This is a genomic window from Labilithrix sp. (assembly GCA_019637155.1).
Classification (GTDB): domain Bacteria; phylum Myxococcota_A; class Polyangia; order Polyangiales; family Polyangiaceae; genus Labilithrix.
The window spans coordinates 208,232-233,734 of sequence record JAHBWE010000004.1; the positions used below are offsets into that span (position 1 = coordinate 208,232).

Here is a 25,503-nt window from a genome sequence, read left to right on the forward strand (position 1 = left end):
GAGCGCATCTACGGCGTCAGAGCAACGACTGGAGGTTGGTCGTGCTCGGGCGCGGCGTCTTCTTCTGCGCGACCTCGGCCTGCGCCGCGGCGAGGCGGGCGATCGTGACGCGGAACGGCGAGCACGACACGTAGTCGAGCTTCGCGTCGCGGAAGAACTTGATGCTGTCCGGATCGCCGCCGTGCTCGCCGCAGATCCCGAGCTTGATCGTGCTCTTCGTCATGCGCCCGCGCTCGACCGCGAGGCGCACGAGCGCGCCGACGCCGTCGACGTCGATCGAGACGAACGGGTCCTTCGGGAGGACGCCGGTCTCGACGTAGGCGGGGAGGAACTTGCCCGCGTCGTCGCGCGAGAGCCCCATCGTGCACTGCGTGAGGTCGTTCGTGCCGAAGGAGAAGAACTCGGCGACCTGGGCGAGCTCGCCGGCGCGGAGCGCGGCGCGGGGCAGCTCGATCATCGTGCCGAACGAGAACGGCACCCGCGTCTTCCCCCCGGATTTCGAGGAAACGTCGTCCGCGACCTTGTCGACGATCGCGCGCATGCGGACGAGCTCCTCCCGCGTCATCGCGAGCGGGATCATGATCTCGGGCTGCACCGAGTTGCCCTCCGCGCCCACCTCCGCCGCGGCCTCGAGGATCGCGCGCACCTGCATCGCGTAGATCTCGGGGTACGTGATCGCGAGCCGGCACCCGCGATGCCCCAGCATCGGGTTGAACTCGTGGAGGTCCTTGATCCGGTTCTCGAGCCGGGCGACCGAGACGTTGAGGAGGCCGGCGAGCTCTTCGATCTGCTTCTTCTCGGTCGGGAGGAACTCGTGGAGCGGCGGATCGAGGAGGCGGATCGTGACGGGGAGCCCCTTCATCTCGCGGAAGATCTCGACGAAGTCCTGCCGCTGGTGCGGGAGCAGCTTCGCGAGCGCGGCTTCCCGCGCGCCCACCTCGTCGGCGAGGATCATCTCGCGCACGGCGCGGATACGCTCCTCGTCGAAGAACATGTGCTCGGTGCGGCAGAGCCCGATGCCCTCCGCGCCGAACCCGCGCGCGGTCCGCGCGTCGAGCGGCGTGTCGGCGTTCGCGCGCACCTTCATCGTGCGAATCCCGTCCGCCCACTCCATGAGCTCGCCGAACTCCCCGGTGAGCGCCGCGTTCACGGTCGGCACCGCGCCCTGGTAGACGTGCCCGGCCCCGCCGTCGATCGTGACGACGTCGCCCTTCTTGAGCGTCACGGTGTCGTGCGATCGCCCCTCCTCGTCGTACTGCGTGATGGTGACGGTCTGCTCGGCGTAGGAGACCGCGAGCGCCGAGCACCCCGCGACGCAGGGCTTCCCCATCCCGCGCGCGACGACGGCGGCGTGGCTGTTGCTCACGAGCACCGGCGTCAGGCGATCCGAGAAGACGACGAAGCACTTGTCGATCTCGTCGGTCGCGTCGACCTCGAAGTTGTACACCGTCGCGGGCTCGGCCTGCGCGGTCTGCTTCACGCGGAACGAGCGGATCGACGAGGCGAGGACCGCCTCGAGATCGCGCCGCGCGTCGGCGGGGCAGAGCGGGAGGTAGTCGCGAAGGACCTTGTCTGCGCCGAAGAGCAGGTTGCGCTTCAAGCCTTCGCGCGCGCGGCCCATGAAGTTGACGTGCTCGACGATGTCGGCGAAGAGGCCGCGCACGCTCAGGCAGCGTGAGGCGTAGCCACGCGGCGGCACCTCCGGTCGAACGCGGTGCGTGAACGCGACGATCGCGTCGACCTGCTCCGCGATCTGGAGCGACCAGTTCTCGCGGTTGTTCGTGATCTGCGGGACGATGCCGAGCCGCAAGCAAGCGAGCGCGAGCCCCTCGAGCATGCTCGTGCGCGCTCCCGAGACGCTGATCTGCAGACGGACTGCGCTGCTCTCCTCCGCGTACGTTCCGTCGCCGTCGACGTAGCCAGCGAGGAACTGCAAGAGCGCCGTGCGGTCGAGGGTGAGAACCCACGCCGCGAGGTTCTCCTTGATCGCCATCAGGCGCGCCGCGGGGTCGCGCTTGAAGCAGATCCGATCTTCGACGTTCCCGTGGATCGTGCGGCCTTTCAGCTCCGCGACGGTCTCGCGCTCGCGGAGGTAGGTGAACGGCACGCCGAACGCGCGCTCGAAGGCTTGCTCCACCGCGGCGATGAACTCTGCCTTCTCCGGCGTCGGCTTCTGCACGAACGTGACGGAGCCCTTCGTCTCCTTCAGGCGGATGTGGCCGTCCGAGAGGATCGCCCCCGCGACGTAGGCGAGGGCAGGGGAGACCACGGCCTCGCCGAGGCCCGGCAGGTCCGCGACGACCGTCACGAAGTCCTCCTTCGCGAGGACGTCCGCGAGCGGCTTCTTCACGAGGCGGCGCTTCTCGAGCGCGAACATCTTGTGGTCCGCCGTCATGCGGAGGTGGTTCTCGTCCACGCGCCCGGTCTGCGAGACCGACACGGTGATGACCTCCGAGGGCTTCTTGCCCGCCGCGATCACCTCGCGCCACACCGGCTTCATCGCGGCGGAGTCGAACGACATGATCTTGAGGACCTCGCCCGCCTCGAAGCGCGTGAAGGTCTCCTCCGCCGAGAGGAGCCCCTTGTCGGTCAGCACCCGCGTCTCGCCGGCGATGCACGTCATCCCCCCGCGCGCGGTGAGGATGCCGCGGGCGGCCTTCATGCCGTGGATGTCCTCCGGGCTCGTCTCGACGCGGACGAGGACGACCGCTTCGCCCTGGCCGGCGCGGCGCTCGGCTTCGTCGGCGCTGAAGACGATCTTGCCCTGCGCGGCGCCGGGGCTCGCGGCGAGGCCGCGCGCGAGGAGCTTCTTCGGGGCGCTCGGATCGAGCGTCGGATGGAGGAGCTGATCGAGGCTCGACGGATCGACGCGCGAGACCGCCTCCTCCTTCGTGATGAGGCCCTCCTTCGCCATCTCCACCGCCGCGCGCACCGCGGCGGGGCCGGTGCGCTTCGCGGAGCGGCACTGCAGCATGTAGAGCGTGCCCTCCTGGATCGTGAACTCCAGGTCCTGCATGTCGCGGAAGTGCTTCTCGAGGCGCTCGGCGATCTCGACCAGCTTCGTGAACGGCTCCGGCATGCGCTTCTCGAGCGACTCGTCTTCCTTGCCAAGGATCGCGCGGAGCGGCATCGGCGTGCGGATGCCGGCGACGACGTCCTCGCCCTGCGCGTTCGGGAGCCACTCGCCGTAGAGGAGGCGCTCGCCGGTGGCGGGGTCGCGCGTGAAGGCGACGCCCGTAGCGCTCGAGTCGCCGAGGTTGCCGAAGACCATCGCTTGCACGTTGCACGCGGTGCCCCAGCTCTCCGGGATGTCGTGCATCTTGCGGTACACCGCCGCGCGCGGGTTCATCCAGGAGTGGAACACCGCGCGGATCGCGTACCAGAGCTGCTCCTTCGGATCTTCGGGGAAGTCCTTCTTCGTCTGCTCCTTGACGATGCCCTTGAAGACGCCGACCAGCTCCGAGAGCTCCTCCGCCGGGACGTCGGCGTCGGTGACCTTGCGCCGGAGCTCCTCCGCGTTGAGCTTCGTCGCGTCGATGCCCTTGTCCTTCGCGATCTTCGCGCGCACCTTGTCGAGCGCGTGCTCGAAGTGCTCACGCTTCACGCCGAGCGCGACGTCCGCGTACATCGCGACGAAGCGACGGTACGCGTCGTAGACGAAGCGCTGGTTGCCCGTCTTCGCGACGAGCCCCGCCGCCGCGGCGTCGTTGAGGCCGAGGTTCAGGATCGTGTCCATCATCCCCGGCATCGACGCGCGCGCGCCGGAGCGAACGCTGAGGAGGAGCGGCGCCTTCGGATCGCCGAAGCGCATGCCGATGCGCTTCTCGAGGAGCGCGAGCGCCTCGTCGACCTCGGGGGCGAGCTCGGCGGGCATCTGCCCCGTCGCGGTGAAGCCGCGGCACGCCTCGGTGGAGATCGTGAACCCCGGCGGGACCGGGAGCCCGAGCGACGTCATCTCCGCGAGCCCGGCCCCCTTGCCGCCGAGGATGTCGCGACGCGTGGGATCCCCCTCCGCCTTACCGTCACCGAACGAGAACACGAACTTCATATCGCGCGCACTCTATCCGATTTTCGTCCCCGGTTGGGGTACGGTCCCACGCCGATGCGTTCCTTCGTCGCGTTCGTCGTCTTCGTTGTTTTCGTCGCCGGCTGCGGCGTGAAAGGGAGCTGCGATCGGCGCGCGAACGCCTTCGAGTGCGAGGAGATCACCGCCTCCACGATCAAGGACATGGCCGAGAACAAGTGCACGTCCGCGCCGAACACGCAGGACCGCGGCGTGTGGGCGGAGAAGAAGGCGTGCGACCGTACCGGCGCGATCGGCGGCTGCGAGGGGAACCTGTCGCGGACCTGGTACTACCCGGGCGGGCGCGTCACGAAGCTCGCGCACGTGAGGCAGCTCTGCTCGAGCTCGAGCAAGGTCCTCGGACCGGACGGAAAGGAGGTCACCGGCGTCGTCGCGGAGAAGCTCCCCGACGGCCCCGCCGGGCCGGACCCCGGGCTCGAGGCGATCATCTCGTCGATGCGCGGTCCGCTCGAGGCGAACGTCGCCGCGATCGCGAAGCTCCGCGTGCCCCCCGGCGCCGCGACGGGAACGGTGAAGCTCACCGGCGGCAAGCACGTGCTCGCGTCGAAGGAGGTGGCCGCGGTCTACGACGACGACCTCCCGCGCTTCGTCGACCTGAAGCTGCCCTACCGCAAGGACTACCCGCTCGACGGCGACGACCTCCGCACGTGCGGCGCGGCCGTCCGCGCGAAGAACCGCCAGTTCAAGAGCGACGCCGACCTCGCCGCGATCCTGAAGTGGTGCTCGCAGCTCACCACCCTCCTCGTCGTGAAGACGACGAAGCTCGAGAAGCCGGTCGACAAGAACGACCTCACGAACTTCCACGGCGGCCTCGTCGAGGGCATCGTCACCGTCTTCGAGCTCCCGAGCGGCAAGGTCGCGGGCAGCTACGCGTTCAAGGCGGAGAGCAGCGAGAAGGTGAAGGCGAACGAGCTCGAGGACGACCTCCGAAAGAGCTTCGGCAAGGCGCTCGGCGCGGCGCTCGCGAAGGCGGACCCCGGCGCGACGTACACCTTCGAGGTCGGCGAATCGCGGCAGTGACGCGGGCCATCCGCGATGGCACACTTGGAGCGTGCATCGGCTCGCTTGGCTGCTCGCGCTCGTCATGGCCGGGTGCTACCTCACGATCGACGAGAGCAAGCTCACGGGCGGCGCTCAGGCGAAGGAGGAGACCGACGCCGGCGACGAAGCCGCCGCCGCGCTCCCGGACGGCGAAGCCCCGTCGCCGGACGCCGCCGACGGCGGGCTCGACGGCGCGCCCGCGAAGCCGGCGTGCCTGAACGGCGCGCGCATCGCCGCCAAGACCGCGTTCGACCTCGGCATCGACGGCGGCCTGACGTGCAACGTCGAGAACGTGCTCGTCCAGGACGGCCAGCTCGCGGGCCTCGATCGGCTGCGCGGCGAGGAGATGCTCCTCGACGGCAAGCGCGTGACGGGGTGCATCGGCGTCGACTTCGGCGCGGTGGTCCAGCTCACGGGCGTCCGCGTGCTCGCCGCGCCGAGCGCGAGCGCGTGCGGGGCGGCGACGCCATGCCTCGAAGGCAGCGACGCCGGCTGCGGCACCGGCCGCACGCTCGGCACCTACGCGGGCCTCGATCGCGCCTCCCTCACGAAGGGCGACGTCATCACCGCGATCGAGGCGCCGGGCGAATACACCGCCCGCTTCGCCGCCGCCCGCGACGTGCAGGTGGTCGCGATCTGCCGCGAAGGTTGGGGCTCGGATCGCGACGACGTGAACGTCGACGTCATCACCGGCGTCTGCGAATGAAGCGCGTCGCCGTTCTCGTCCTCGCGGTCGCCCCGGCCGCCGCGGTCGCGTGTGGCGGCAGGCTCTCGAGCGAAGGCTCGACGTTCTGCAGCGGCGCCACGTGCGACGACGACCCGACGACGAGCGAGCCGACGCCGGTCGGCCCGTCCCCGCGACCGACGAGCTCCCCGAGCCCGCCGCGTCCGTGGCTGCCGCCGCCGATCGACGCATCGACGCTGCCGCCGCTGCCGCCGCCTCCTCCTCCCGATCTCCCGCCGGGCGCGTGGCGGCAGTACCCGTTCTCGATGAGCGACGCGACGACGTCCGGCTGCACGGGCGGCACGCGCTACGTCCGCGCGACGAAGTTCGGCATGTGGGTCGGCGTCGAGCTCTGCTGGTCGACGCGCTACAAGATCTACCTCTCCGACTCGGCGGCGGGGACCTTCTACCCGATCGCCGACGGCGCGGGCGGCGGCGAGGACCACTGCGAGCTCGTGAACCCGAACCTCGTGATGGGCCCGTCCGACAGCAGCTGGGCCGGCAGCAACTGCCCGTCCTGCGCGAACGAGATGGCGTGGGACCACCCGACCGGCGCGCTCGTCTACACGCGCAGCTTCTTCGGCGACTACTTCAACCTCGAGGCGTGGCCGCAGTACAACCTCTACACGTCGCGCTGGTACGAGTGCGGCGTGGCGATCCCGTAGCGCTCCGAGCGATCACGCGAGGCGCGAGAAGTCGCCGATGCGCAACATCGCCTGCGCGCCGTAGGAGAGGAGCTCGAGGCGCTTGGGGGTGCGTTCGTCCTTCGGGTCGTTGACGAGGGTGCGGGTGAAGATGTCGTCGAGGCGGGCGGCGAGGTCCTCCGCGCCGGCGAGGGCGGCGGTCACCGACGCCTCCGTCTCGAGCGCTTTCGTCGACGCGTCGATCTTCGAGACCACGTCGACGATCGTGTGGTCGTCGGCCTTCTCGAACGTGTCCTTGCCGTGGAGCACCGGCTTCGACTCCTTCGAGATCCCGGCGAGGCGCTTCGCCACCGTCTTCGCCTTCGCGAGCCACGCGCCGCCGGTCGCGACCGCGCTCTGTAGCGCCTTCGCGCGCGCGAGGGCGTGGACCGGGTGCTCGAGGTCGCCGCCGGCGCAGACCGCGTCCGCGACCGCGTTGGACGTCTGCGCCGCGATGAGGCCGCGGAGGCGCTCCGCGGTGAACTCGCCGACCTTCTCGAGGCAGGCGTCTTTCCCCAGATCCAGCTTCTTCCCCGAAGCGGCGACGCCGTCGTACGCCCAGCCGAAGAGCGTCGCGAGCGCGAGCTTCGCGTAGGCCGGGTTGCGCGCCGCGCCGAGGACGAGGGTGCGCAGGATCGCGATGCAGGCGCGGCGGAGCGCGAAGGGATCGGCCGCGCCGGTCGGCGAGAGGCCCACCGCGAAGCAGCCGACGAGCGAGTCGAGGCGATCCGCGAGCGCGACGCAGGCGGAGACGTCGTCCTCCGCGACCGGGCCGTCGGCGCCGATCGGGCGGTAGTGATCGCGCACCGCGTTCGCGACCGCGGCGCTCTCGCCGGCGTGGAGCGCGTAGGCGCGGCCCATGTCGCCCTGGAGCTCGGGGAACTCGCCGACCATGAGCGAGACGAGATCGAACTTGCAGAGGTGCGCCGCGCGGCGCGTGAGGGCCTCGTCCGCGCCGACCTCCTTCGCGAGCTTCGCGGAGAGCTCCTCGAGGCGCGTCACCTTCTCGCGCACGGTGCCGAGGCGGTTGTGGAAGACGATGCCGGCGAGCTTGTCGACGCGCGACTCGATGCTCGCGCGCTTGTCCTCCTCGTAGAAGAACTTCGCGTCGGCGAGGCGCGCGCGCATCACGCGGTCGTTCCCCTTCGCCACGTTCGCGGGCGCGAGCGCGGTGTTCACGACCGTGAGGTAGTGAGGGAGCAGCTCGTCGGTGCCGGGCTTCGAGACGCAGAAGTACTTCTGGTGGCCGCGCGCGGCGGCGCGGATGACGGAGGCGGGGAGGGCGAGGAGCTCCGCTTCGAAGCCGCCGGTGACGACGAAGGGCTCCTCGACGAGCGACGCGTTCTCGTCGATGAGGCTCGGATCGGGATCGTGCTCGCCGCCGGCCGCCTTCGCCGCCGCCGCGACGCGCTCCATCATCGTCCGCGCGCGCTCGTCGCGGTCGACGACGACGTGCGCCTTCCGCAGCGCGTCCACGTACGCGTCCGCGCTCGCGATCTCGATCGGCTTGCCGTCGGTGAGGAAGCGATGGCCGCGCGACGTCTTGCCGGAGCGGACGCCCGCGAACGACATGTCGACGGGCTCGGTGCCCGAGAGCGCGACGAGCCACTGCACCGGCCGCCCGAACGTCGCGTCGCCCGCGCCCCAGCGCATCGACTTGCGGAACGGGATCTCCGCGCACACCTCCGCGAGCGCCTTGCCGAGCAGCTCGCGCGCGTCCTTGCCCTGCTCCTGCTTGCGGCCGACGAGGTAGCGCCCCGCCTTCGTCTTGCCGGCGGCGGGTTTGTCCTCGACCTTCAGCGCGTCGAGCGCGACGCCGAGCTTGTTCGCGAACGCCTCCGCCGCCTTCGTCGGCTTGCCGTCCTTGAACGCGGCGGTCTCGGGCGGGCCGATGACCTCCTCGTCGAGGTCGGGCTGCCGCTCCGCGACGGCGGCGACGTGGACCGCGAGCCGGCGCGGCGAGCCGAGCGCCTTGACCTCACCGTGCGCGAGCCTGAGGCTCGCGAGCTTCGTCTTCACGAGCCCCGGCAGCGCCGCGAGCGCGGCGTCGACGAAGGAAGAAGGGAGCTCCTCGGTTCCGATCTCGAGCAAGAGCGATGTGGGCATCGAAGTGCCCGCAACCTAGCAGATCGAGGTACCTTCGTCGCCATGACGACCTTCCAGATGAAGCACGACATCGACTGCACGCCGGAGAAGTTCTGGGAGCTCTTCTTCGACAACGAGCTCCAGAAGAAGATCTTCAAGGACCTCGAGTTCCCGCAGTGGGACGTGCTCGAGCAGAAGGACACCGACAAGGAGATCGTCCGCATCGTGAAGGCGGTGCCGAAGCTCGACGCGCCCGGCCCGGTCGCGAAGCTGCTCGGACCCGGCTTCGGCTACACCGAAGAGGGCCGCTTCGACAAAACGTCGAAGGTCTACAAGTTCGTGATCAAGCCGACCCAGCTCGCGGACAAGCTGAAGAACGAGGGCAGCGTGCGCCTCGAGCCGAAGGGCGACGACAAGTGCGTCCGCGTCGTCGACATCGTCGCCGAGGCGAAGGTCTTCGGCGTCGGCGGCATGATCGAGAAGATGACGGAGAAGAGCTTCCGCGACGGCTGGGCCAAGAGCGCCGAGTACTTCAACCGCGTCGTCAACGCAGGGGCTCCGCCCCTGCACCCCGCTCGCAGCTAGGGGTCGCGTTCGCGACCCCTCTGCTGCTTCGCCTACGGGTCCAGGCGGCGCACCATCTTCGTCGTCTGGAAGCGCACGGTGGCGCCGAGCGCGAGGAGCGCGTCGACGATCTCGGCGCTCGTGCCGGGCGACACGTTGAGGAACGGTTTGTCGGGCCGCGCGTAGGGGCGGAGCGCGGCGAGCAGCGCGCGCGCGTGCGCGCCGTCGACCGCGCGGAACGGATACGCGCCGGGGAACGTCGGGTCGAAGGCCGCGACCGCGCGCTCACCGATCGCGAGGAGGGTGTAGCTCCCGCGCCGCCGCTGCCCCTCGAAGAGGCCGCGCGGGAGGTCGAAGCGCGCCTCGAACGCGGCGTCGAGCGCGGGATCGAACGACCGCGCCTCGCCGGCGAGCGCGAAGTCCGCGGGACCGAGGCGGTCGAGGACGCTCCACTCCGCGCGCAGGTGCGTGACCGTCTCGCGCGCGACGAAGCCGGCGCTCGTGTAGAGCGCGATCGCGTTCGCGTTCGCGGGCTTCACGTTGAGCGCGATCTCCTTCGCCCCGAGCGCCGTCGCGCGGCGGACCGTCTCCGCGATGAGCGCGCGCCCGACGCCGGTCCTCCGCGCCTCCGGTGCGGAGACGAGGTGTCCGAGGTGCGCGTTGCCGTCGAGCACGCGGTAGAACGCGTAGCCCACCGCCGCCCCGTCGCGCTCGGCGAGGAGCGTCGTCGGCATCATCTCGCGCGCGAACTTCTCGGCGTCGCCGGGGTCGTCGTCGATCGCGAGCTCGACGAAGAGGCGCACGTACGCCGGGAAGTCGTCGCGGGTGGCCTCGCGGATACGGAGCGTCATGACGGAGAAGAGGAATGCGCATCGCACGCGCTCGACGCAACGCCGAGAAAGCGCGAGAGCCCTGAAAAACCCATGGATCTAACCTTGTCCCTCTCGTTTTGACCGTGGTATTCCTCGGCCACCATGAAGCCCTGGCGTCTCGGCCTCGCCCTCACCGTCCTCGTCGGCTGTTCCAGCGGTGCGGACGAGCCGTACAAGCCGGCGCCGGCATGGTCCGGGCGGAAGCCGACCCTGCCCGCGCCGCCGTCCTTGCCGACGACGCCGATCAAGGTCGCCGACGCTTACACGATCCACGGCGCCTCGCATCACCTCCGGAGCCGCATCCACGACAAGGACGTCACGAAGGCGAACATCACGATCATCGGCTACATCGTCGCGGACAACATCGCCGAGGCGCCGAAGTGCGCGATCCACAAGCTCGGTAAGAAGGACCCGGACGATTGTCCGGCGGCGGGTCAGCCGCCGATCGAGATCCCCTCGTTCTGGATCGCGGACGAGAAGGACGCCGGCCCGGACAAGCCGCGCATCCGCGTCCTCGGGTGGGCGAAGAACTGGGCGACCGTCTTCGAGGCGATGGAGAAGTACAAGCACATCAAGGAAATCAAGAACCCCGAGAAGGACTACTTCAAGGACGACCAGTGGAGCGTCGACGTCCCGTACCCGCTCCCCTCCGTCGGCGCGAAGGTCAAGGTGACCGGCAAGTACGGCTACGTCTTCTCGAAGGCCTCGAGCGGCCTCGTGTCGGATCCGGTCAACGGCGTCATGACGTACGAGAAGGTCGAGTACGTCGAGCCCGCGCCGTCTCCGGCAGCGTTCAAGAACAAGTGACGTCGTCCGTTCGGGCGACGCAAACGTAAACCCTCGACTATACCCATTCGGGCCGCGGAAGCGCTAGTCTCCCCCGCATGAGCTCGAGGCGTTTCGTCGCAATTGGTCTGGCCGCGCTCGCGTGCGGTCTCGGGGGAAGCGCGATTTCGGCGTGCGTGGGGGACGATCCCGCCATCCCGCCCGCGCCCGTCGCGGACGCCGGGAACGACGCTCCGACGACACCTCCGCCCGCCGTCCTCACGACGAACGGGCAGAGCTGCAAGGTCGGAACGGAGTGCCAGAGCGGGCAGTGCGTCGACGGCGTCTGCTGCGAGTCCGCGTGCAGCGGCACCTGCGAGCGCTGCAACCTCCCGAGCCTCCTCGGCAAGTGCGAGCCGATCCCGGACGGCACCGACCCGGACAAGGAATGTCCGACCGAGCCGCTCCCGGAGGAGGAGGACGTCGACGCGGGCGCGCCGGCCGACGGCGGCGCCGTCGAGGACGCGGGACCTCCGTTCAACGTGCCCGACGGCGGGCTCCCGGCGGTGAACGACAACCAGTGCGCCGGTCACTGCAACGGCAAGCGCGCCTGCGCGTACGCGGGGAAGGAGGTCACCTGCGGGACCTCCTTCTGCGGGAACAACGAGGAGCAAGGCCGCGCGTCGTGCGACGGCAAGGGCCACTGCCTCTACGGTCGCGAGCTGTGCAGCGCCTACGCGTGCCGCGACGGGAGCCCGGGCTGCAAGGACATGTGCACCGGCCCGCTCGACTGCCTCGCGACGCACTACTGCGACAGCGGCACGCAGACGTGCAGGCCGAAGCTCGATCTCGCGTCGGCCTGCAGTCTGCCCGATCAGTGCAAGAGCGGTGTCTGCGACACGACGGGCGGCGCCGGCGGTGTCTGCTGCAACATCGACTGCACGACGACGCCGGGCGGCACGTGCCGCAAGGCGGGGAGCGTCGGGACGTGCCAGTGCGACGCATGTCCGGGCGGTGCGTGCGCGGTCTTCTACCGCGACGAGGACGGTGACGGCTTCGGCGACAAGGACGGCGTTCCGCCCTCGTCGGCGGGACCGGGCAACGGTCGCGCGGTGTACGCGTGCGCGGACGGCAGCAACACGCCGGCGGGCTTCGTGAAGGACAACACGGACTGCCTCGACTCTGCGTTGCCGATCGCGGCGCAGGTTCGCCCGAACCAGACGGGTTGGTTCACCGCGGCGTACACGAACTCCGCGGGCGCGCAGTCGTTCGACTACAACTGCAGCGGGACGGTGGAGAAGGAGATCTTCGAGGGTGGCTGCGGGTTCTGCCGGAACCTCGTCTTCATCCCGCTCGGGGGCGAGGCGGAGCCGGAGCCGGAGCCGCTGATGTCGGAGCCGGAGGGGCTCATCATCTGCCCCCGTCTGTACTTCTCGACGACGTGCCCGAGCACGACCTCGGCGCCTGCGCGCTCCTGCCCGTGCGGAGCGAAGAACGACGCCGCGTTCACGAACCCGGTGGCGTGCGGTACGCCGGCGCTCTCGACGACGTGCACGAGCTGCACGGCGGCCGGCGGCACCGGGGGCACCGCGTCGGCCGGCACCAAGACCCAGCGCTGCCACTGACTCAGGTGAGCAGCTGCTGAACCTCGCGCGCGGCGGTGGAGCTCGCCGCCGGCGCGAGGACCTGCAGGATCGTGCGGCGCTCGTTCTCGCTGAAGCCGCCGCCCGTCTGCGCGATCCAGTGGCTCGCGACGAGGGCGCCGGCGCCGAGCGCGAACGCCGCGTCGTTCTGATCGGGTCCGAGGACGAGCGGCTCCGGATCGTCCTTGCCGAGCTGCTGGCTCGCGGCCGCGAGCGCGCGGTCGCGGAGGAGATCGACCGCGACGAACAGCGCGCGCACCGCCTTCGAGAGGAAGAGCCGCTTCGTCGCGCGCCCCAGCGCCGCGTCGACCTGGCGCTGGGGAAGGAGCGCGAGCGCGCGCGTCACCATCGTGCGTCCGCCGCGCGTCGCCGCGAGCGAGAGCGTCGCGTGCGTCCACTGGAAGGCCGGCGCGGCGCGGTCCACCGTCGCGAGATCGGTGAGCGGCGTCTTCGTGAGGAGCGACTCGACGACCGCGCCGAAGCGCTGCACGTCCACCGCCGCGCCGCTGGTGGGCAGGTCCATGAGCGGCCGCGGCGTCTTCGTCTGCGTGACGCGACGGAGCTCGGGCCACGCCGTGAGGCGCGTGGGCGGCTCGGTGCCGAGGAAGCGCTGCGAGCCCGTCCACCACCGCAGGTCCGTGTCCGTGCGCGCGAGCTCGAACATGCGCGCGAACCACGTGTGGCGCGAGAGCGTCTCGCCGACGTTCTCGGGCGGCGCGATGCGATCGAGCGTGAGCTGCGCGACCTCGAGGAGGCGCTTCGGCCCGTTGCGCCGGAACGCGGCGTCGAAGCCGGGGTGCGTCGCCTGCACGAGGTCGTGCAGGACCGCGGCGAGCGCCCACTCCGCGCCCGTCGGCGCGGGATCGAACGTGTCGACCGGCGCGAGCTTCCGCGCGATGCGGACGCGGGCGAGGCCGCAGCGCGAGAGGAGATCGGGATCGAGGACCGGCTGGCGGCCGTCGCCGATCAGGAGCGCGTTCTTTCCCCCGAACGGTTTCTCCGGGACCATCGCGCCGCCGACGACGAGCGGACCGAGGAACGTCCTGAAGAGCCGCTCGCAGAGCTCCTGCGGATCGACCTTCGCCATCAGCCCCCCGGCGGAAGCTGCGGCGTGCCTTGCGGCGGCGGCTCCGGCGGCGTGACCTGCGAGAGCGCGAACATGCCGAGCGGCTCGAGCTTGAGGTCGACCGGCTTCTCCTCGAGCGCGTGCGCGATCGCGTCGGCGACGATCGGCTCCCACGCTTGCGCCTCGAGGAGCGCGGCCTCGAGCGGCGAGAACGCGCTCTCCTCGACCGCGATCGCGCGCGCGCCGGTGTCGATGAAGAGCACCTGCGACGCCGCCGCCCCGAGCGCGCGATAGAGGACCTCCGGCGCGACCGCGGGCGTGACGTCGTAGCCGGCGGGGATGAAGAGGTTCGGGTGGAACTCGACGAAGAACGTGCCGAGCGGGATCGCCTCGATGCCCTGGTTCGAGCGGAGGAAGGCGCCCTTCTCCGTGAGCGCGATCTGGGTGCGGAGGATGGTCTGGTGCGGGAGCGCGTACGCGATGCGGCGGAGGAGGGAGAGCTGCGCGGGCGGGATCCACGTCGCGGTCACGTTCTTCCACGGGGAGGGGGAGGGGACGACGCGGAGCGGGACGCGCACCGGCTCGGGGAGCTTCGTCGCGATCGCCTTGAGCGCGTCGGCGCCTTGTTCGTTGCGGAGCTCCACGCGCGCGAAGGCGCGGAGGTCGCCCATCTGCGGCATCTTCTCGAGCGTCCACGGCTCGTCGCCGCGGCCGCGGAGGAGGACGAGGCCGTGCGGGTCGAACACGGGGCACGCGCGGAGCGCGACGGGGTGGCGATAGCCCATCTCGACCGCGACGCCGGGGCCGGCGGGGAGGAACGTCGTGAGGCCGGGCGTCTTCGCCATCAGCGCGCGCATGCGCTTCGGCAGCTCGGGGACGCGCATGACGTAGCGGCGCACCGGCCCCTCGTCGAACGCGCTCTCCGGCGGCCACTCGCCGACCGCGACCTCGCCCTCGACGCGGGAGCGCACGAAGTAGTGGATGAGCGCGGGGCCGAGCCCTTGCTCGGCGACGATGAAGCGCGGGCCGTTGTCCTCGATCGTCGAAGGATCGACGTGCGGCATGAGGCGGAGGAGGAGCGACTTGAGGCCGACCGTCTTGTCGACGCCGTAAACCTGCGTGAAGCGATCGTGGTAGAGGACGAGCGCGGCGTCGGTGGAGATGAGCTGCGTCGCGTCGTAGCCGAAGGGCGCGGCCGCGTCGCGGTACTGCACGAAGTGGCGGCTCGTGCCGGTGAAGGTGAAGCCGCCGACGAGGCGCGCGGTCTCGGAGACGCGGTCCATGCGGTCGCTCGACTCCGCCGCGAACGTGAGCGTGATCTCCTTCGTCCCCAGCTTCGACTGGACGATCTCGATCACGAGCGAGGACATCAGGTCCTCGAGCGAGTGCTCGCGCGTGTACACGCTGAGCCACGCGACGAGGCGATCGAGGGAGGGGAGGAGGACGAGCCCCTTGGCGCCGAGCGCGACGCCCTTGCCCTCGAGGCCGAGGCCCGGCGTCCGGAGACGGGTCTGATGGAGCGCGATGCGTTCGAGCATCCGAAGGTCCCGAGAATACGCTCGTCGCTGGTCGCTGACCACCTTGCCGCGCCGTCGCAACGCGGGCATAGCGCGGCGATGCGTTCCGCCGCTCTCCTCGCTTCGCTGGGCATCGCCGGTCTCTTCCTCGCGTGTGGGAACGATCCGCCGCCGGCGGTGCCGCAGCCGCCGCCGGTCGTGCAGATGCCGCCGGAGAACATCTCCGGCCAGCCGCCCGCGCCCACCGGCGTCGACAAGACGGCGATCGATCCGAACACGGCGCCGTGTGACGACTTCTACCAGTACGCCTGCGGCGGCTGGACCAAGGCGACGCAGATCCCGGCCGACGAGTCCTCGTGGAGCCGGAGCTTCAGCGTCATCCACGAGCGCAACGAGGAGATCCTCCATCAGATCCTCGAGGCGTACGCGAAGGGCGAGAAGCAGGACGAGCCGTACGCGAAGGCGCTCGGCGACTTCTACGGCTCGTGCATGGACGAAGCCGCGATCGAGGCGGCGCGCCTCTCGCCGCTCGACCCGTGGCTGAAGGCGATCGACGGCGTGAAGGACGCCGCCTCGCTCACGAAGCTGCTCGGGCGGTTCCAGTCCGAGCTCGGCACCGGCGTCGTGTTCGACATGCAGGCGGCGCAGGACTTCTCCGACGCGACGCAGGTCCTCGGTCTCTTCTGGCAGTCCGGCCTCGGCATGCCGGAGAAGGAGTACTACACCGTCAACGAGGGCAAGATGGCGGAGCTCCGTACGAAGTACGAGGCTCACGTCGGCGCGATGTTCGCGCTCGCGGGCGAGCCCGAGGCGAAGGCGAAGGCGAACGCGACGAAGGTGCTCGCGATCGAGAAGCAGCTCGCCGACGCGTGGATGTCGAAGGAGGAGCGGCGCGAGCCGAAGAAGATCGCGCACCGCGCGACGAAGGCGGAGCTCGCGAAGACGGCGCCCGGCATCCAGTGGGACGCGTGGCTCGACGGCGCGAAGGCGAAGAACGTCGCCGTCTTCAACGTCAGTCAGCCCGAGTTCCTGAAGGCCGTCGGCGCGATGCTCGGCGGGAAGGTCGCGGTCGCCGACTGGAAGACGTACCTCCGCTGGCACGTGCTCCGGATCCACGGCAACGAGCTCTCGAAGAAGTTCGTCGACGAGAAGTTCAAGTGGCGGCAGGCGCTCACCGGCGCCGACAAGCTGCCGGAGCGCTGGAAGCGCTGCGTGCGCACGGTCGACGCGTCGATGGGCGAGGCGCTCGCGCAGCCCTTCGTGAAGCAGACGCTCGGGAGCGAGGGCAAGGCGAACGTCGTCGCGATGGTGCAGGTGATCGAGAAGGCGATGCACGCCAACATCGAGACGATCGCCTGGATGGACGACGCCACGCGCAAGGCCGCCTTCACGAAGCTCGGGAAGATCGCGAACAAGATCGCTTATCCCGACAAGTGGCGCGACTATTCCAAATTGGAAATCACGCGCAAGAGCTACGTCGAGAATTCGCAGAAGGCGTCGGCGTTCGAATATGCCCGCCAGGTCGCGAAGATCGGCAAACCGGTCGACCGCGCGGAGTGGCAAATGAGCCCGCCGACCGTGAATGCCTATTACGATCCGCAGCTCAACGAGATGGTGTTCCCCGCCGGCATCCTCCAGCCGCCGTTCTATTCGAACTCCCTCCCGCGCCCGACCAACTACGGCGGCATCGGCATGGTCATGGGCCACGAGCTCACGCACGGCTTCGACGACGAAGGCCGCCAGTACGACGCGGAGGGCAACCTGAAGGACTGGTGGGCGCCGAACGTGAACACGGAGTTCGTGCGCCGCGCCTCCTGCGTGAAGAAGCAGTTCGACGACTACACGGTGCTGAACGACGTCCACGTCAACGGCGCGCTCACGCTCGGCGAGAACATCGCCGACCTCGGCGGCATCAAGCTCGCGTACAAGGCGCTGATGTCGCTCCCGCCCGCGCCGCCGGGCGGCAAGCCCGAATTCACCCCGCAGCAGGAGCTCTTCCTCGGCTTCGCGCAGAGCTGGTGCTCCAAGATGCGCGACGAGCAGCTCCTCACGCTCGTGAAGACGAACCCGCACTCGCCGCCGATGTTCCGCGTCAACGGCCCGCTCTCGAACCTCCCCGAGTTCGCGCAGGCGTTCTCGTGCAAGGCCGACGCGAAGATGGTGCGGAAGGACCGCTGCGAGGTCTGGTGAGCTGACGCTTCAGCGTCGCGCGACGGCGGAGAAGAACCCCTCCGCCGTCCACTGCCGGAACCACGCGCCGACGTCGGCCGCCTCGCCGGCGTCCACCTCGAACGCCTCTTCGAGCGAGGCGCCGCGGGCGAGGGGGGCGAGGAGCGCGTACTGACCGCGCGAGAGCGGCATCCGCCAGATCTTCATGCCGGCGCGATAGACCGCGAGCCACGAGGGCTCGGGCGCCGGCGGCGCGGGCGCCGCGTCGGCGTGGAACGCCTTGTAGTAGGCGTCGGCGGGGTAGTCGAAGGCGTGGAGCCGCAGGCTCGGCGCGGCGACGAGCGTGACGCTCCCCCACTCCGCGGGATCGAGCGCCGCGAGCGCGTCCGGCGCCATCTTCGGCGCCTCGGCGGAGTGGATCGCCTCGACGATCGACCACTCCAGCGCGGCGAGGTCCGCCGCGAACGCCTCGCCCCGCGTCTTCAGGAACGCGCTCATGTGGCGCCCGAACACGTTGAGGCTGAACGCGGTCGACGGATGCGCCTCGACGTACGCGCGGCACGTCTCCTCCGCGCGCTCCTGGCCGAGGGCGAAGAACACCGCGGGGTAGTCGTCCTCGAGGCACTCGAGCAGCCGCGCGACGTAGGCATACCGGTAGACGTGGAGCCGATCGCGTGGCGACTGCTTCGCGCTCGCGGTGACGCGGGCCTCGACGTCGGGCGCCTCCTCCCGCGCGACGATCGCGCGGACGAGCCACTCCTCCGTCTCGCGGAGCGATCGGTCTTCCGATCGCGTCTTAGGCCGGTCGCTCACGTCATCGTCTCCGCGCGCTTCGCGTCGGCGAAGACGACCTCGAAGGCGGGGATCTCCGCGTCCCACTCGAGCAGCACCGACGCGTCCGTGCGCGGGCGCACCTTCTTGAAGAGGTCCCAGACCGGATCGGGCACCGGCCCGATGTGCGAGTCGACGATGTGCGTGCCGTGATCGGTGTGCCCCGCGAGGTGGAGCTGCACGACGCGGTCCCACGGGATCGCGTCGAGGTACACGTCCGCGTCGTAGCCGTGGTTTTGCGAGCTCACGTAGACGTTGTTCACGTCGAGGAGGAGCGCGCAATCTGCCTCCTTCGCCACCGCGGTGAGGAACTCCCACTCGGTCAGCTCCGCCCCCGCGAGCTCGAGGTAGCTCGACGGGTTCTCGAGCGCGAGCGGCGCGTCGAGGAAGTCCTGCACCTCCCGCACGCGCGCGACGACGTGGCGGAGCGCCTCCTCGGTGAAGGGGATCGGCAAGAGGTCGTGCGTGTTCTTCCCGCTCACGCCCGTGAAGCAGAGGTGATCGGAGACCCACCGCGCCCGCGTCCGCTGCTTCAGCGCGCGGAGCTCGGTGAGGTACGCGCGGTCGAGCGGATCGGCCGAGCCGATCGAGAGCGACACGCCGTGCATCGCGATCGGGTAACGCTCCGCGATCTGGTCGAGGATCGCGAGCGGCCGCCCCGCCGTGAGCATGTAGTTCTCACTCAGGATCTCGAACCAGTCGACCGGCGGCGCGTGCTCGAGGATATGTGCATAATGCACGGTCCTGAGACCGATCCCGGTCCCCAGCGCCGGCAAGCCGAAGCGGTTTTTCATCGAGGTACTGCGAAAACAACGAAGAGCGCGAGACCCGCCGGGCCTCGCGCTCCCCGGCACGAGCTCAGGCCGTCTTGCAGCCGCCCTTACCCTTGCACTCGTTCTGGCCCTTGCAGGCGTTCGTGTCGGTCTTGCAGCCGCCCTGGCCCTTGCACTCGTTCTGGCCCTTGCACGCGTGCTTCGCGGCGTCGGCCGGCGCGCCTTCCGTCGTGCTCGGCGTCGTCGTCGCGCCAGCGCCGTCGCCGGTGCCTTCCGGCGCGTTGGCCGGCTTGTCGCCGCCACCACACGCCACGAGGCCTCCGAGGATACCGGCGGCAGCAGCAGCGATGAGGGCGTTCTTCTTGGCGTTCATGAATGTCTCTCCTTAATAGCGTCCGAGCGACGCTGGAGCGCCGCGGCGCCGAACGTACGCCAGGTCGAGGGGCTTGGTTGCATTTCAGACGAACGGGGGCCGTGCTCCTCCGTCATGACGGACGTCTCGCCGCCACGCCGCCGTAGAGCGCGATCGGGAGTCGCGTCTTGATCGGATCGTTGCGCTCCGGAAAGCGAAGTGGAGGAGGTCGGCTACGCTGACCGGGCCCCTGCAGTTCGCGTGGGGCACTTCGGAAGCGAAGTGGAGAGGGTCGGCTGCGCTGACCGGGCCCCTGCAGTTCGCGCGTGGGTCGGCTGCGCTGACCGGGCCCCTGCAGTTCGCGTGGGTCGGCTGCGCTGACCGGGCCCCTGCAGTTCGCGTGGGCACTCCGGAAGCGAAGTGGAGAGGGTCGGCTGCGCTGACCGGGCCCCTGCAGTTCGCGTGGGGCACTCCGGAAGCGAAGTGGGCTGCGCTGACCGGGCCCCTGCAGTTCGCGTGGGGCACTCCGGAAGCGAAGTGGAGAGGGTCGGCTGCGCTCACCGGGTGCCTCCAGTTCGCGTAGTGCGCTCGGGAAGCGAAGTGGAGGGGGTCGGCTGCGCTCACCGGGTGCCTCCAGTTCGCGTAGTGCGCTCGGGAAGCGAAGTGGAGGGGGTCGGCTGCGCTGACCGGGTGCCTCCACTTCGCATCCCGCGATGTCCGGGGGACAGCTCTCAGCCATCGGGCTCGATACCAAGGGCACGCAGGCGGGCAGCGAGCTCCTCCGCTCGTTGCTTCGCGCGCGCCGCTTCTGCTGTCGCGTCGTCGGCGCGCGCCTTCTCGTCGTCGGCGCGCGCCTTCTCGTCGTCGGCGCGCGCCTTTTCGTCGTCGGCGCGAGCTTCGCTCTCTTCGGGGGTCGGGAAGAGGCGGCCGTCGAGGTCGGTCCAGCGGAGCCAGTTCTCGCGGCGTCCCTCGAAGGAGCCCATCCAGCGTGTCAGGGCGAGCCCTTGGGAGACAAAGCGCGCGTCGTCGCGCTCGGTGTAGAGCGCGCCGTCGAGCGAGAAGGTCATCAGCTCCTGCGACTCGAGCTTCCGCAGCGGATCGAAGACGACGTAGTGCGGAACGCGCATGCGTTCGTAGGCGCGCAACTTGGAGCTCAGCTCGCCTCCCTCTGCGTCCGAGACGATCTCGATGACGATGTCCGGGACCTTGCCGAGCTCCCAGACGAAGTAGGAACGAACGCGCTCGGGGCCTGTCAGCGCTGGCATCTCGACGTCGAGGCTCACGAGCACGTCCGGCACGATGGCAGGGTTCTTCGCCGCGACGAACACACCGACGTTGGCCGCGACGACGAACGGGGTGCCCGGTCTCCAGCCAGCGTAGAGCGGCGTCGTCAAGAGCCGCATCTGCTTCTCGGAGAGGAAGCTGTCCACGGGCTCACCGTCCTCCGTGATGAGATGACTGACCCGCGGACGCGGCGGGTCCTCCGTCGTCGCCGCCGGTCGAGACTCCGTTTGCGGTTGCGGAGAGCGTTGCGACATCGACATGAAACCTACCTCGCGTCGTTACGGTCGTCACTCGGAGGGTCGGTGCATCCCGCGTACCTGGAGCCGCGCTCTATGATCTCGATGCTTTCCGGCTGCTCGCGCCTGGCACGGGCCATTTGGGCCAGGCCAGATGCCAACCCAAACCCGAAGCGCCTGCGAGCTCCGTTTGACTACCAGACGACGAGCGTGGGAATTGGGCGGTTCGTGGTGGTCCCGTCGCCGAGCTGGCCGGCCCCGTTGAGTCCCCAGCAGCTCACGGTGCTGTCGTTGTGCCGCGCGCACGTGTGCCCGAAGCCCGCAGCGAGATCGGTGACATCGGTGAGACTGGGCACGACGGTCGGCGACGACTTGGCGACGAGCGTTCCGTCGCCGAGCTGGCCGAACCCGTTGTGTCCCCAGCAGCTCACGGTGCCGTCGTTGTGCCGCGCGCACGTGTGCTCATTGCCCGCGGCGAGGTCGGTGACATGGGTGAGACTGGGCACGACGGTGGGCGACGACTTGTTGACGACCGTTCCGTCGCCGAGCTGGCCGGACCCGTTGCGTCCCCAGCAGCTCACGGTGCTGTCGCTGTGCCGCGCGCACGTGTGCCCATTGCCCGCGGCGAGGCCGGTGACTCCGGAGAGACCGGGCACGACGACGGTGGGCGACCACTTGTCGACGAACGTTCCGTCGCCGAGCTGGCCGGTCGCGTTGAGCCCCCAGCAGCTCACCGTACCGTCGCCATGTCGCGCGCACGCGTGGAACGAGCCCATGGCGAGGTGGGTGACGCCAGAGAGACCGGGCACGAGGGTGGGCGACGACTTGTTGTGGAGGACCGTTCCCTCGAGGACCTGAGCGAATCCCCAGCAACTCACCGTGCCGTCGGTATGTCGCGCGCACGTGCGGTTCCCGCCTGCGGCGAGGTTGGTAGCATCGGTGAGGCCGAGCACGGCGGTGGGCGACGGCTTGCTGTTGCTCGTTCCGTCGCCGAGCTGGCCGAACAGATTGCTTCCCCAGCAGCTCACGGTGCCGTCGCTATGCCGCGCGCACGTGTGCTCCTCGCCCGCGGCGAGGTCGGTAACGCCGACGAGACCGGGCACGACGGTGGGAGACGACTTGCTGACGAACGTTCCGTCGCCGAGCTGGCCGAACCCATTGCGTCCCCAGCAGCTCACGGTGCCGTCGGCGTGCCGCGCGCATGTGTGATTCCCGCCCGCGGCGACACCCTCAACGTCTATCGCCACGCACGCTGGCGCGTTGGTCGTCGTGCTCGTCTGTCCCGCCGGGCACGGCGTGCACACGCGGTCGGCGGTGTCGGAGCCGTCCGCGCCGACGTAGGTGCCGGGCTGGCAGGTCGTCCACGCGGCGCAGCTCGGCGCGTTCGCCGCGGCGCTGTAGCTCCCGAGCGCGCACGGCGTGCATGCCTGGTTCACCGTCGCCGTGCCGGCCGTCGAGACGTACTGCCCCGCGACGCAGCTCGTCCACGCCGTACAGCTCGGCGCGTTCGTCGTCGTGCTGTAGCTCCCGCCCGCGCACGCAGCGCACGTCCGGTTCGTCGTCGCCGTACCCGCCCCCGAGACGTGCGTCCCGGCCGCGCAGTCGGTCCATGGCGCGCACGCCGTCGCGGGATCGCCGTCGTGGTCCCAGGTGCCGCCGCCGCACGCCACCTTCGGCGTCGCGCCGCCCGCGCAGTACGTCCCCGCCGCGCACGTCGCGCACGCGGGCGGCGACGTCGGCGTGCCGGCGGCCGTCTGCTCGCTCCCGGCCGCGCACGCTCCGTGCGCCGTGCACGTGGTCTGGTTCGGGCTCGACGTGTACGTCCCCGCGTCGCACGCCGAGCACTGCCGATCCGCGGTGGCCGAGCCGCTCGCGGTCGCGTACGTCCCCGCCGCGCAGTTCGTCCATGCCGTGCAGCTCGGCTGGTTCGACGTCGCGCTGAACGTCCCGCCCGCGCATGTGGCGCACGTCCGGTCGGTCGTCGCGCTGCCCGCCGCCGCGACGTGCTGCCCTGCCGCGCAGTTCGACCAGTCCACGCACGGCGTCGCGGAGCTCGCGTCGTGGTCCCACTTGCCGGCCGCGCACGCCAGCTTCGGCGCCGTCCCTCCGGCGCAGTACGTGCCCGCTGCGCACGCCGCGCACACGGGAGGCGACGTCGGCGTCGCGGGCGACGTCTGCTCCGTGCCCGCCGCGCACGCGCCTTGAGGCAGGCACGCCGCCTGGTTCGGGCTCGACGTGTACGTCCCCTCCGCGCACGCCGTGCACTGCCGGTCCGCGCTCGACGTGCCGACCTGGCTCACGTGCGTCCCCGCCGCGCACGTGCTCCACGCCGCGCAGCTCGGCGCGTTCGACGTCGTGCTGAACGTCCCGCTCGCGCACGCCGCGCACGTCCGGTCCGCCGTCGCGTTGCCGCTCGACACGACGTGCTGCCCCGCCGCGCAGCTCGTCCACGGCGTGCACGCCGTCGCCGCGTCGCCGTCGTGGTCCCACGTGCCGGCCGCGCACGCCACCTTCGGCGTCGCGCCACCCGCGCAGTACGTGCCCGCCGCGCACGCCGCGCATACCGGCGGAGACGTCGGCGTCGCGGGCGACGTCTGCTCCGTGCCCGCCGCGCACGCGCCCTGCGGCAGGCACGTCGCCTGGTTCGGGCTCGACGTGAACGTCCCGGCCGCGCACGCCGTGCACTGCCGATCCGCGGTCGCCGTGCCCGAGGCGCTCACGTGGCTCCCCGGCGCGCAGCTCGTCCACGCCGCGCAGCTCGGCGCGTTCGACGTCGTGCTGAAGCTCCCGCTCGAGCACGCCGCGCACGTCGGTCCGTCGTCGCGTCGCCGTCGGTCGCGACGCGCTGCCCTGCCACGCAGTCCGTCCGCGGCGCGCACGCCGTCGCCGCGTCGCCGTCGTGATCCCACGTCCCGGCCGCGCACGCCACCTTCGGCGCCGCGCCGCCCGCGCAGTACGTGCCCGCCGCGCACGCCGCGCACACGGGAGGCGACGTCGGCGTCGCGGGCGACGTCTGCTCCGTGCCGGCCGCGCACGCGCCTTGAGGCAGGCACGCCGCCTGGTTCGGGCTCGACGTGAACGTTCCCTCCGCGCACGTCGCGCATTGCCGATCCGCGCTCGCCGTGCCGACCTGGCTCACGTGCGTCCCCGCCGTGCACGTGCTCCACGCCGCGCAGCTCGGCGCGTTCGATGTGGCGCTGAAGCTCCCGCTCGCGCACGCGGTGCACGTCCGGTCCGTCGTCACGCTGCCCGCCGTCGCGACGGACTGCCCCGCCGCGCAGCTCGTCCACGGCGTGCACGCCGTCGCCGCGTCGCCGTCGTGATCCCACGTGCCCGCGCCGCACGCGGCGCGAGGCGTCGCGCCGCCCGGACAGTACGTGCCGGCCGGGCAGACCGCGCAGACCGCCGGCGACGTGGCGGTCGCGGGCGACGTCTGCTCCGTGCCCGCGGCGCAGGCGCCTTGCGGCAGGCACACGGTCTGGTTCGCGGCGGACGTGTACGTGTCCGCCGCGCACGTCGCGCACTGCCGATCCGCTACCGTGCTGCCGGGCGCGCTCACGTACGTCCCCGGCGCGCAGCTCGTCCACGAGGTGCAGCTCGGTGCGTCGTTGGTCTGGCTGAAGGCGCCGCTCGCGCACGCGGTGCACGTCCGGTCCGCCGTCGTGCTTCCGGTCGCACCTACGGACTGCCCCGGCGCGCAGCTCGTCCAGGGGACGCACGCCGTCGCCGCGTTGCCGTCGTGATCCCACGTCCCGCCCGGACACGCCACCCTCGGCGCCTCGCCGCCCGCGCAGTACGTCCCCGCCGCGCACGGCGCGCACACCGCCGGCGTCGTCGGCGTCGCGGGCGACGTCTGCTCCGTCCCCGCGACGCACGCGCCCTGCGGCTGGCAAGTGCTCTGGTTGATCCCGGGCGAGAAGGTCCCCGTCGTGCACGGGAGGCATGTCCGATCCGCCGTCGCGGTGCCGGGCACGTGCACGTACGTGCCCGGCGCGCACGCGCTCCACGCCTGGCAGCTCGCGGCGTTCGACGCCGTGCTGAAGCTGCCGCTCGCGCATGCGATGCATGTCCGGTCGGTCGTCGCGCTCCCGTCCGCGCCGACGGACTGTCCCTGCATGCAGCTCGTCCACGCCTCGCACTGCGTCGCCGGATCGTTGTCGTGGTCCCACGTTCCTTCGGCGCAGGTGGCCTTCGGCGCCGTCGCTCCGGCGCAGTACGTGCCGAGCTCGCACGGCGCGCACACGGCGGGCGTCGTCGCCGTGGCAGGCGACGTCTGCACTGTGCCCGCGGCGCACGCACCGAGCGGCACGCACGTCGCCTGGTTCGCGGACGACGAGTACGTCCCCGCCGCGCACGCCGCGCACGCGCGCTCCGAGGTCGAGCTCCCGGGCGTGCTCACGTGGCTGCCCGGCGCGCACGTCCTCCACGGCGCGCAGCTCGCGGCGTTGTCGACCTCGCTGAAGCTGCCGGTCGCGCACGCAGCGCACGTCCGGTCCGTCCTGCCCGACGGCGCCGTCGTGACGTACGCGCCCGGAGGACACACCGTCCACGCGACGCACGCCGTCGCCGCGTCGCCGTCGTGATCCCACGTCCCGTCGGGGCAGCCGTCGTCTCCGGTCCCCGCCTCCGAGGCGCCGCCGTTGCCGGCGCCCGCCTCGCCCCTCCCGGGCGCGACCGCCGCGTCGCCGGCGTCCGCGCCCGGAGTCGCCGCGTCGCTCGCGTGGTCGACGTCACACCCGCTCACCAGGAGCATCAACGTGACGGCAAGGACCGACCAGACCGCCGACAACCACACGCGCGCTCGCTCGTTCATG

General features: G+C 70.9%; 18 protein-coding genes and 1 pseudogene. 7 read left to right on the forward strand and 12 right to left on the reverse strand.

Going from position 1 to position 25,503, the window contains the following annotated elements; translation table 11 throughout:
• Positions 1 to 16 precede the first annotated feature (16 nt).
• Positions 17 to 1,837 (reverse strand): hypothetical protein, encoded by a 1,821-nt coding sequence (locus KF837_09500; protein MBX3227539.1) that lies wholly within the window; start codon positions 1,835 to 1,837, stop codon positions 17 to 19.
• Between the two features lie 780 nt (positions 1,838 to 2,617).
• Positions 2,618 to 4,048: pseudogene (locus KF837_09505) on the reverse strand (pyruvate, phosphate dikinase).
• A gap of 54 nt (positions 4,049 to 4,102) precedes the next feature.
• Between KF837_09505 and KF837_09510 the strand changes: the two are divergent.
• Genes KF837_09510 through KF837_09520 form a run of 3 tightly spaced genes read left to right on the forward strand, consistent with a single transcriptional unit; the run spans position 4,103 to position 6,514 of the window.
• On the forward strand, positions 4,103 to 5,104 hold the full coding sequence (locus KF837_09510) for a hypothetical protein (protein ID MBX3227540.1): 1,002 nt from the start codon (positions 4,103 to 4,105) through the stop codon (positions 5,102 to 5,104).
• 31 nt (positions 5,105 to 5,135) lie between these two features.
• Positions 5,136 to 5,831, forward strand: a complete 696-nt coding sequence (locus tag KF837_09515; GenBank protein MBX3227541.1) for a hypothetical protein — start codon at positions 5,136 to 5,138, stop codon at positions 5,829 to 5,831.
• Complete coding sequence (locus KF837_09520) at positions 5,828 to 6,514, forward strand: hypothetical protein (GenBank protein ID MBX3227542.1); 687 nt, start codon at positions 5,828 to 5,830, stop codon at positions 6,512 to 6,514. The genes KF837_09515 and KF837_09520 overlap by 4 nt, the downstream gene beginning before the upstream one ends.
• Before the next feature lie 12 nt (positions 6,515 to 6,526).
• Here the strand turns inward: KF837_09520 and glyS are convergent, their stop codons facing one another.
• A complete protein-coding gene (glyS, locus tag KF837_09525) occupies positions 6,527 to 8,638 on the reverse strand; it encodes a glycine--tRNA ligase subunit beta (protein ID MBX3227543.1) in 2,112 nt (703 codons plus the stop codon).
• A 42-nt stretch (positions 8,639 to 8,680) separates the two neighbouring features.
• On the opposite strand from glyS, the gene KF837_09530 reads away from it, so the two are divergent.
• Positions 8,681 to 9,202, forward strand: a complete 522-nt coding sequence (locus tag KF837_09530) for a DUF2505 family protein (GenBank protein ID MBX3227544.1) — start codon at positions 8,681 to 8,683, stop codon at positions 9,200 to 9,202.
• 32 nt (positions 9,203 to 9,234) lie between these two features.
• Here the strand turns inward: KF837_09530 and KF837_09535 are convergent, their stop codons facing one another.
• Positions 9,235 to 10,032, reverse strand: coding sequence for a GNAT family N-acetyltransferase (locus KF837_09535; GenBank protein ID MBX3227545.1), 798 nt, complete (start codon positions 10,030 to 10,032; stop codon positions 9,235 to 9,237).
• Positions 10,033 to 10,155: 123 nt separating this feature from the next.
• On the opposite strand from KF837_09535, the gene KF837_09540 reads away from it, so the two are divergent.
• Positions 10,156 to 10,860 carry a hypothetical protein gene (locus KF837_09540; protein ID MBX3227546.1) on the forward strand — a complete coding sequence of 235 codons (705 nt, stop codon included), beginning with the start codon at positions 10,156 to 10,158 and terminating at the stop codon, positions 10,858 to 10,860.
• Positions 10,861 to 10,937: 77 nt separating this feature from the next.
• Complete coding sequence (locus tag KF837_09545) at positions 10,938 to 12,443, forward strand: hypothetical protein (protein ID MBX3227547.1); 1,506 nt, start codon at positions 10,938 to 10,940, stop codon at positions 12,441 to 12,443.
• 1 nt (position 12,444) lies between these two features.
• On the opposite strand, the gene KF837_09550 is transcribed toward KF837_09545, so the two are convergent.
• Complete coding sequence (locus tag KF837_09550) at positions 12,445 to 13,548, reverse strand: hypothetical protein (GenBank protein MBX3227548.1); 1,104 nt, start codon at positions 13,546 to 13,548, stop codon at positions 12,445 to 12,447.
• Positions 13,548 to 15,065, reverse strand: a complete 1,518-nt coding sequence (locus tag KF837_09555; GenBank protein ID MBX3227549.1) for a hypothetical protein — start codon at positions 15,063 to 15,065, stop codon at positions 13,548 to 13,550. The genes KF837_09550 and KF837_09555 overlap by 1 nt, the downstream gene beginning before the upstream one ends.
• A 78-nt stretch (positions 15,066 to 15,143) precedes the next feature.
• On the opposite strand from KF837_09555, the gene KF837_09560 reads away from it, so the two are divergent.
• Positions 15,144 to 17,234, forward strand: coding sequence for a M13 family metallopeptidase (locus tag KF837_09560; GenBank protein MBX3227550.1), 2,091 nt, complete (start codon positions 15,144 to 15,146; stop codon positions 17,232 to 17,234).
• Between the two features lie 9 nt (positions 17,235 to 17,243).
• Here the strand turns inward: KF837_09560 and KF837_09565 are convergent, their stop codons facing one another.
• The 6 genes from KF837_09565 to KF837_09590 all read right to left on the reverse strand — a co-directional run bounded on the left by KF837_09565 (position 17,244) and on the right by KF837_09590 (position 25,502).
• Positions 17,244 to 18,026, reverse strand: a complete 783-nt coding sequence (locus KF837_09565; GenBank protein MBX3227551.1) for a putative DNA-binding domain-containing protein — start codon at positions 18,024 to 18,026, stop codon at positions 17,244 to 17,246.
• A complete protein-coding gene (locus KF837_09570; GenBank protein MBX3227552.1) occupies positions 18,023 to 18,838 on the reverse strand; it encodes a DUF692 domain-containing protein in 816 nt (271 codons plus the stop codon). Before KF837_09570 ends, KF837_09565 begins: the two co-directional genes overlap by 4 nt.
• 64 nt (positions 18,839 to 18,902) lie before the next feature.
• Entirely contained in the window at positions 18,903 to 19,190 is a 288-nt protein-coding gene (locus KF837_09575; protein MBX3227553.1) for a hypothetical protein, read from the reverse strand.
• A gap of 710 nt (positions 19,191 to 19,900) precedes the next feature.
• Positions 19,901 to 20,599: a Uma2 family endonuclease gene (locus KF837_09580; GenBank protein ID MBX3227554.1), complete on the reverse strand. Its 699-nt coding sequence runs from the start codon at positions 20,597 to 20,599 to the stop codon at positions 19,901 to 19,903.
• 284 nt (positions 20,600 to 20,883) lie between these two features.
• Positions 20,884 to 23,409, reverse strand: coding sequence for a hypothetical protein (locus tag KF837_09585; protein ID MBX3227555.1), 2,526 nt, complete (start codon positions 23,407 to 23,409; stop codon positions 20,884 to 20,886).
• Entirely contained in the window at positions 23,406 to 25,502 is a 2,097-nt protein-coding gene (locus KF837_09590) for a hypothetical protein (GenBank protein ID MBX3227556.1), read from the reverse strand. The genes KF837_09585 and KF837_09590 overlap by 4 nt, the downstream gene beginning before the upstream one ends.
• Between the last annotated feature and the right edge of the window lies 1 nt (position 25,503).

Bases quoted from the DNA above. Each gene is read 5' to 3' on its own strand.
- KF837_09550 (MBX3227548.1), bottom strand. From the start codon at position 13,548: ATGGCGAAGGTCGATCCGCAGGAGCTCTGCGAGCGGCTCTTCAGGACG.
- KF837_09535 (MBX3227545.1), bottom strand. From the start codon at position 10,032: ATGACGCTCCGTATCCGCGAGGCCACCCGCGACGACTTCCCGGCGTAC.
- KF837_09570 (MBX3227552.1), bottom strand. From the start codon at position 18,838: ATGAAAAACCGCTTCGGCTTGCCGGCGCTGGGGACCGGGATCGGTCTC.
- KF837_09510 (MBX3227540.1), top strand. From the start codon at position 4,103: ATGCGTTCCTTCGTCGCGTTCGTCGTCTTCGTTGTTTTCGTCGCCGGC.
- KF837_09575 (MBX3227553.1), bottom strand. From the start codon at position 19,190: ATGAACGCCAAGAAGAACGCCCTCATCGCTGCTGCTGCCGCCGGTATC.
- KF837_09520 (MBX3227542.1), top strand. From the start codon at position 5,828: ATGAAGCGCGTCGCCGTTCTCGTCCTCGCGGTCGCCCCGGCCGCCGCG.
- KF837_09500 (MBX3227539.1), bottom strand. From the start codon at position 1,837: ATGCTCGAGGGGCTCGCGCTCGCTTGCTTGCGGCTCGGCATCGTCCCG.
- KF837_09545 (MBX3227547.1), top strand. From the start codon at position 10,938: ATGAGCTCGAGGCGTTTCGTCGCAATTGGTCTGGCCGCGCTCGCGTGC.
- KF837_09555 (MBX3227549.1), bottom strand. From the start codon at position 15,065: ATGCTCGAACGCATCGCGCTCCATCAGACCCGTCTCCGGACGCCGGGC.
- KF837_09590 (MBX3227556.1), bottom strand. From the start codon at position 25,502: ATGAACGAGCGAGCGCGCGTGTGGTTGTCGGCGGTCTGGTCGGTCCTT.
- KF837_09540 (MBX3227546.1), top strand. From the start codon at position 10,156: ATGAAGCCCTGGCGTCTCGGCCTCGCCCTCACCGTCCTCGTCGGCTGT.
- KF837_09560 (MBX3227550.1), top strand. From the start codon at position 15,144: ATGCGTTCCGCCGCTCTCCTCGCTTCGCTGGGCATCGCCGGTCTCTTC.
- KF837_09530 (MBX3227544.1), top strand. From the start codon at position 8,681: ATGACGACCTTCCAGATGAAGCACGACATCGACTGCACGCCGGAGAAG.
- glyS (MBX3227543.1), bottom strand. From the start codon at position 8,638: ATGCCCACATCGCTCTTGCTCGAGATCGGAACCGAGGAGCTCCCTTCT.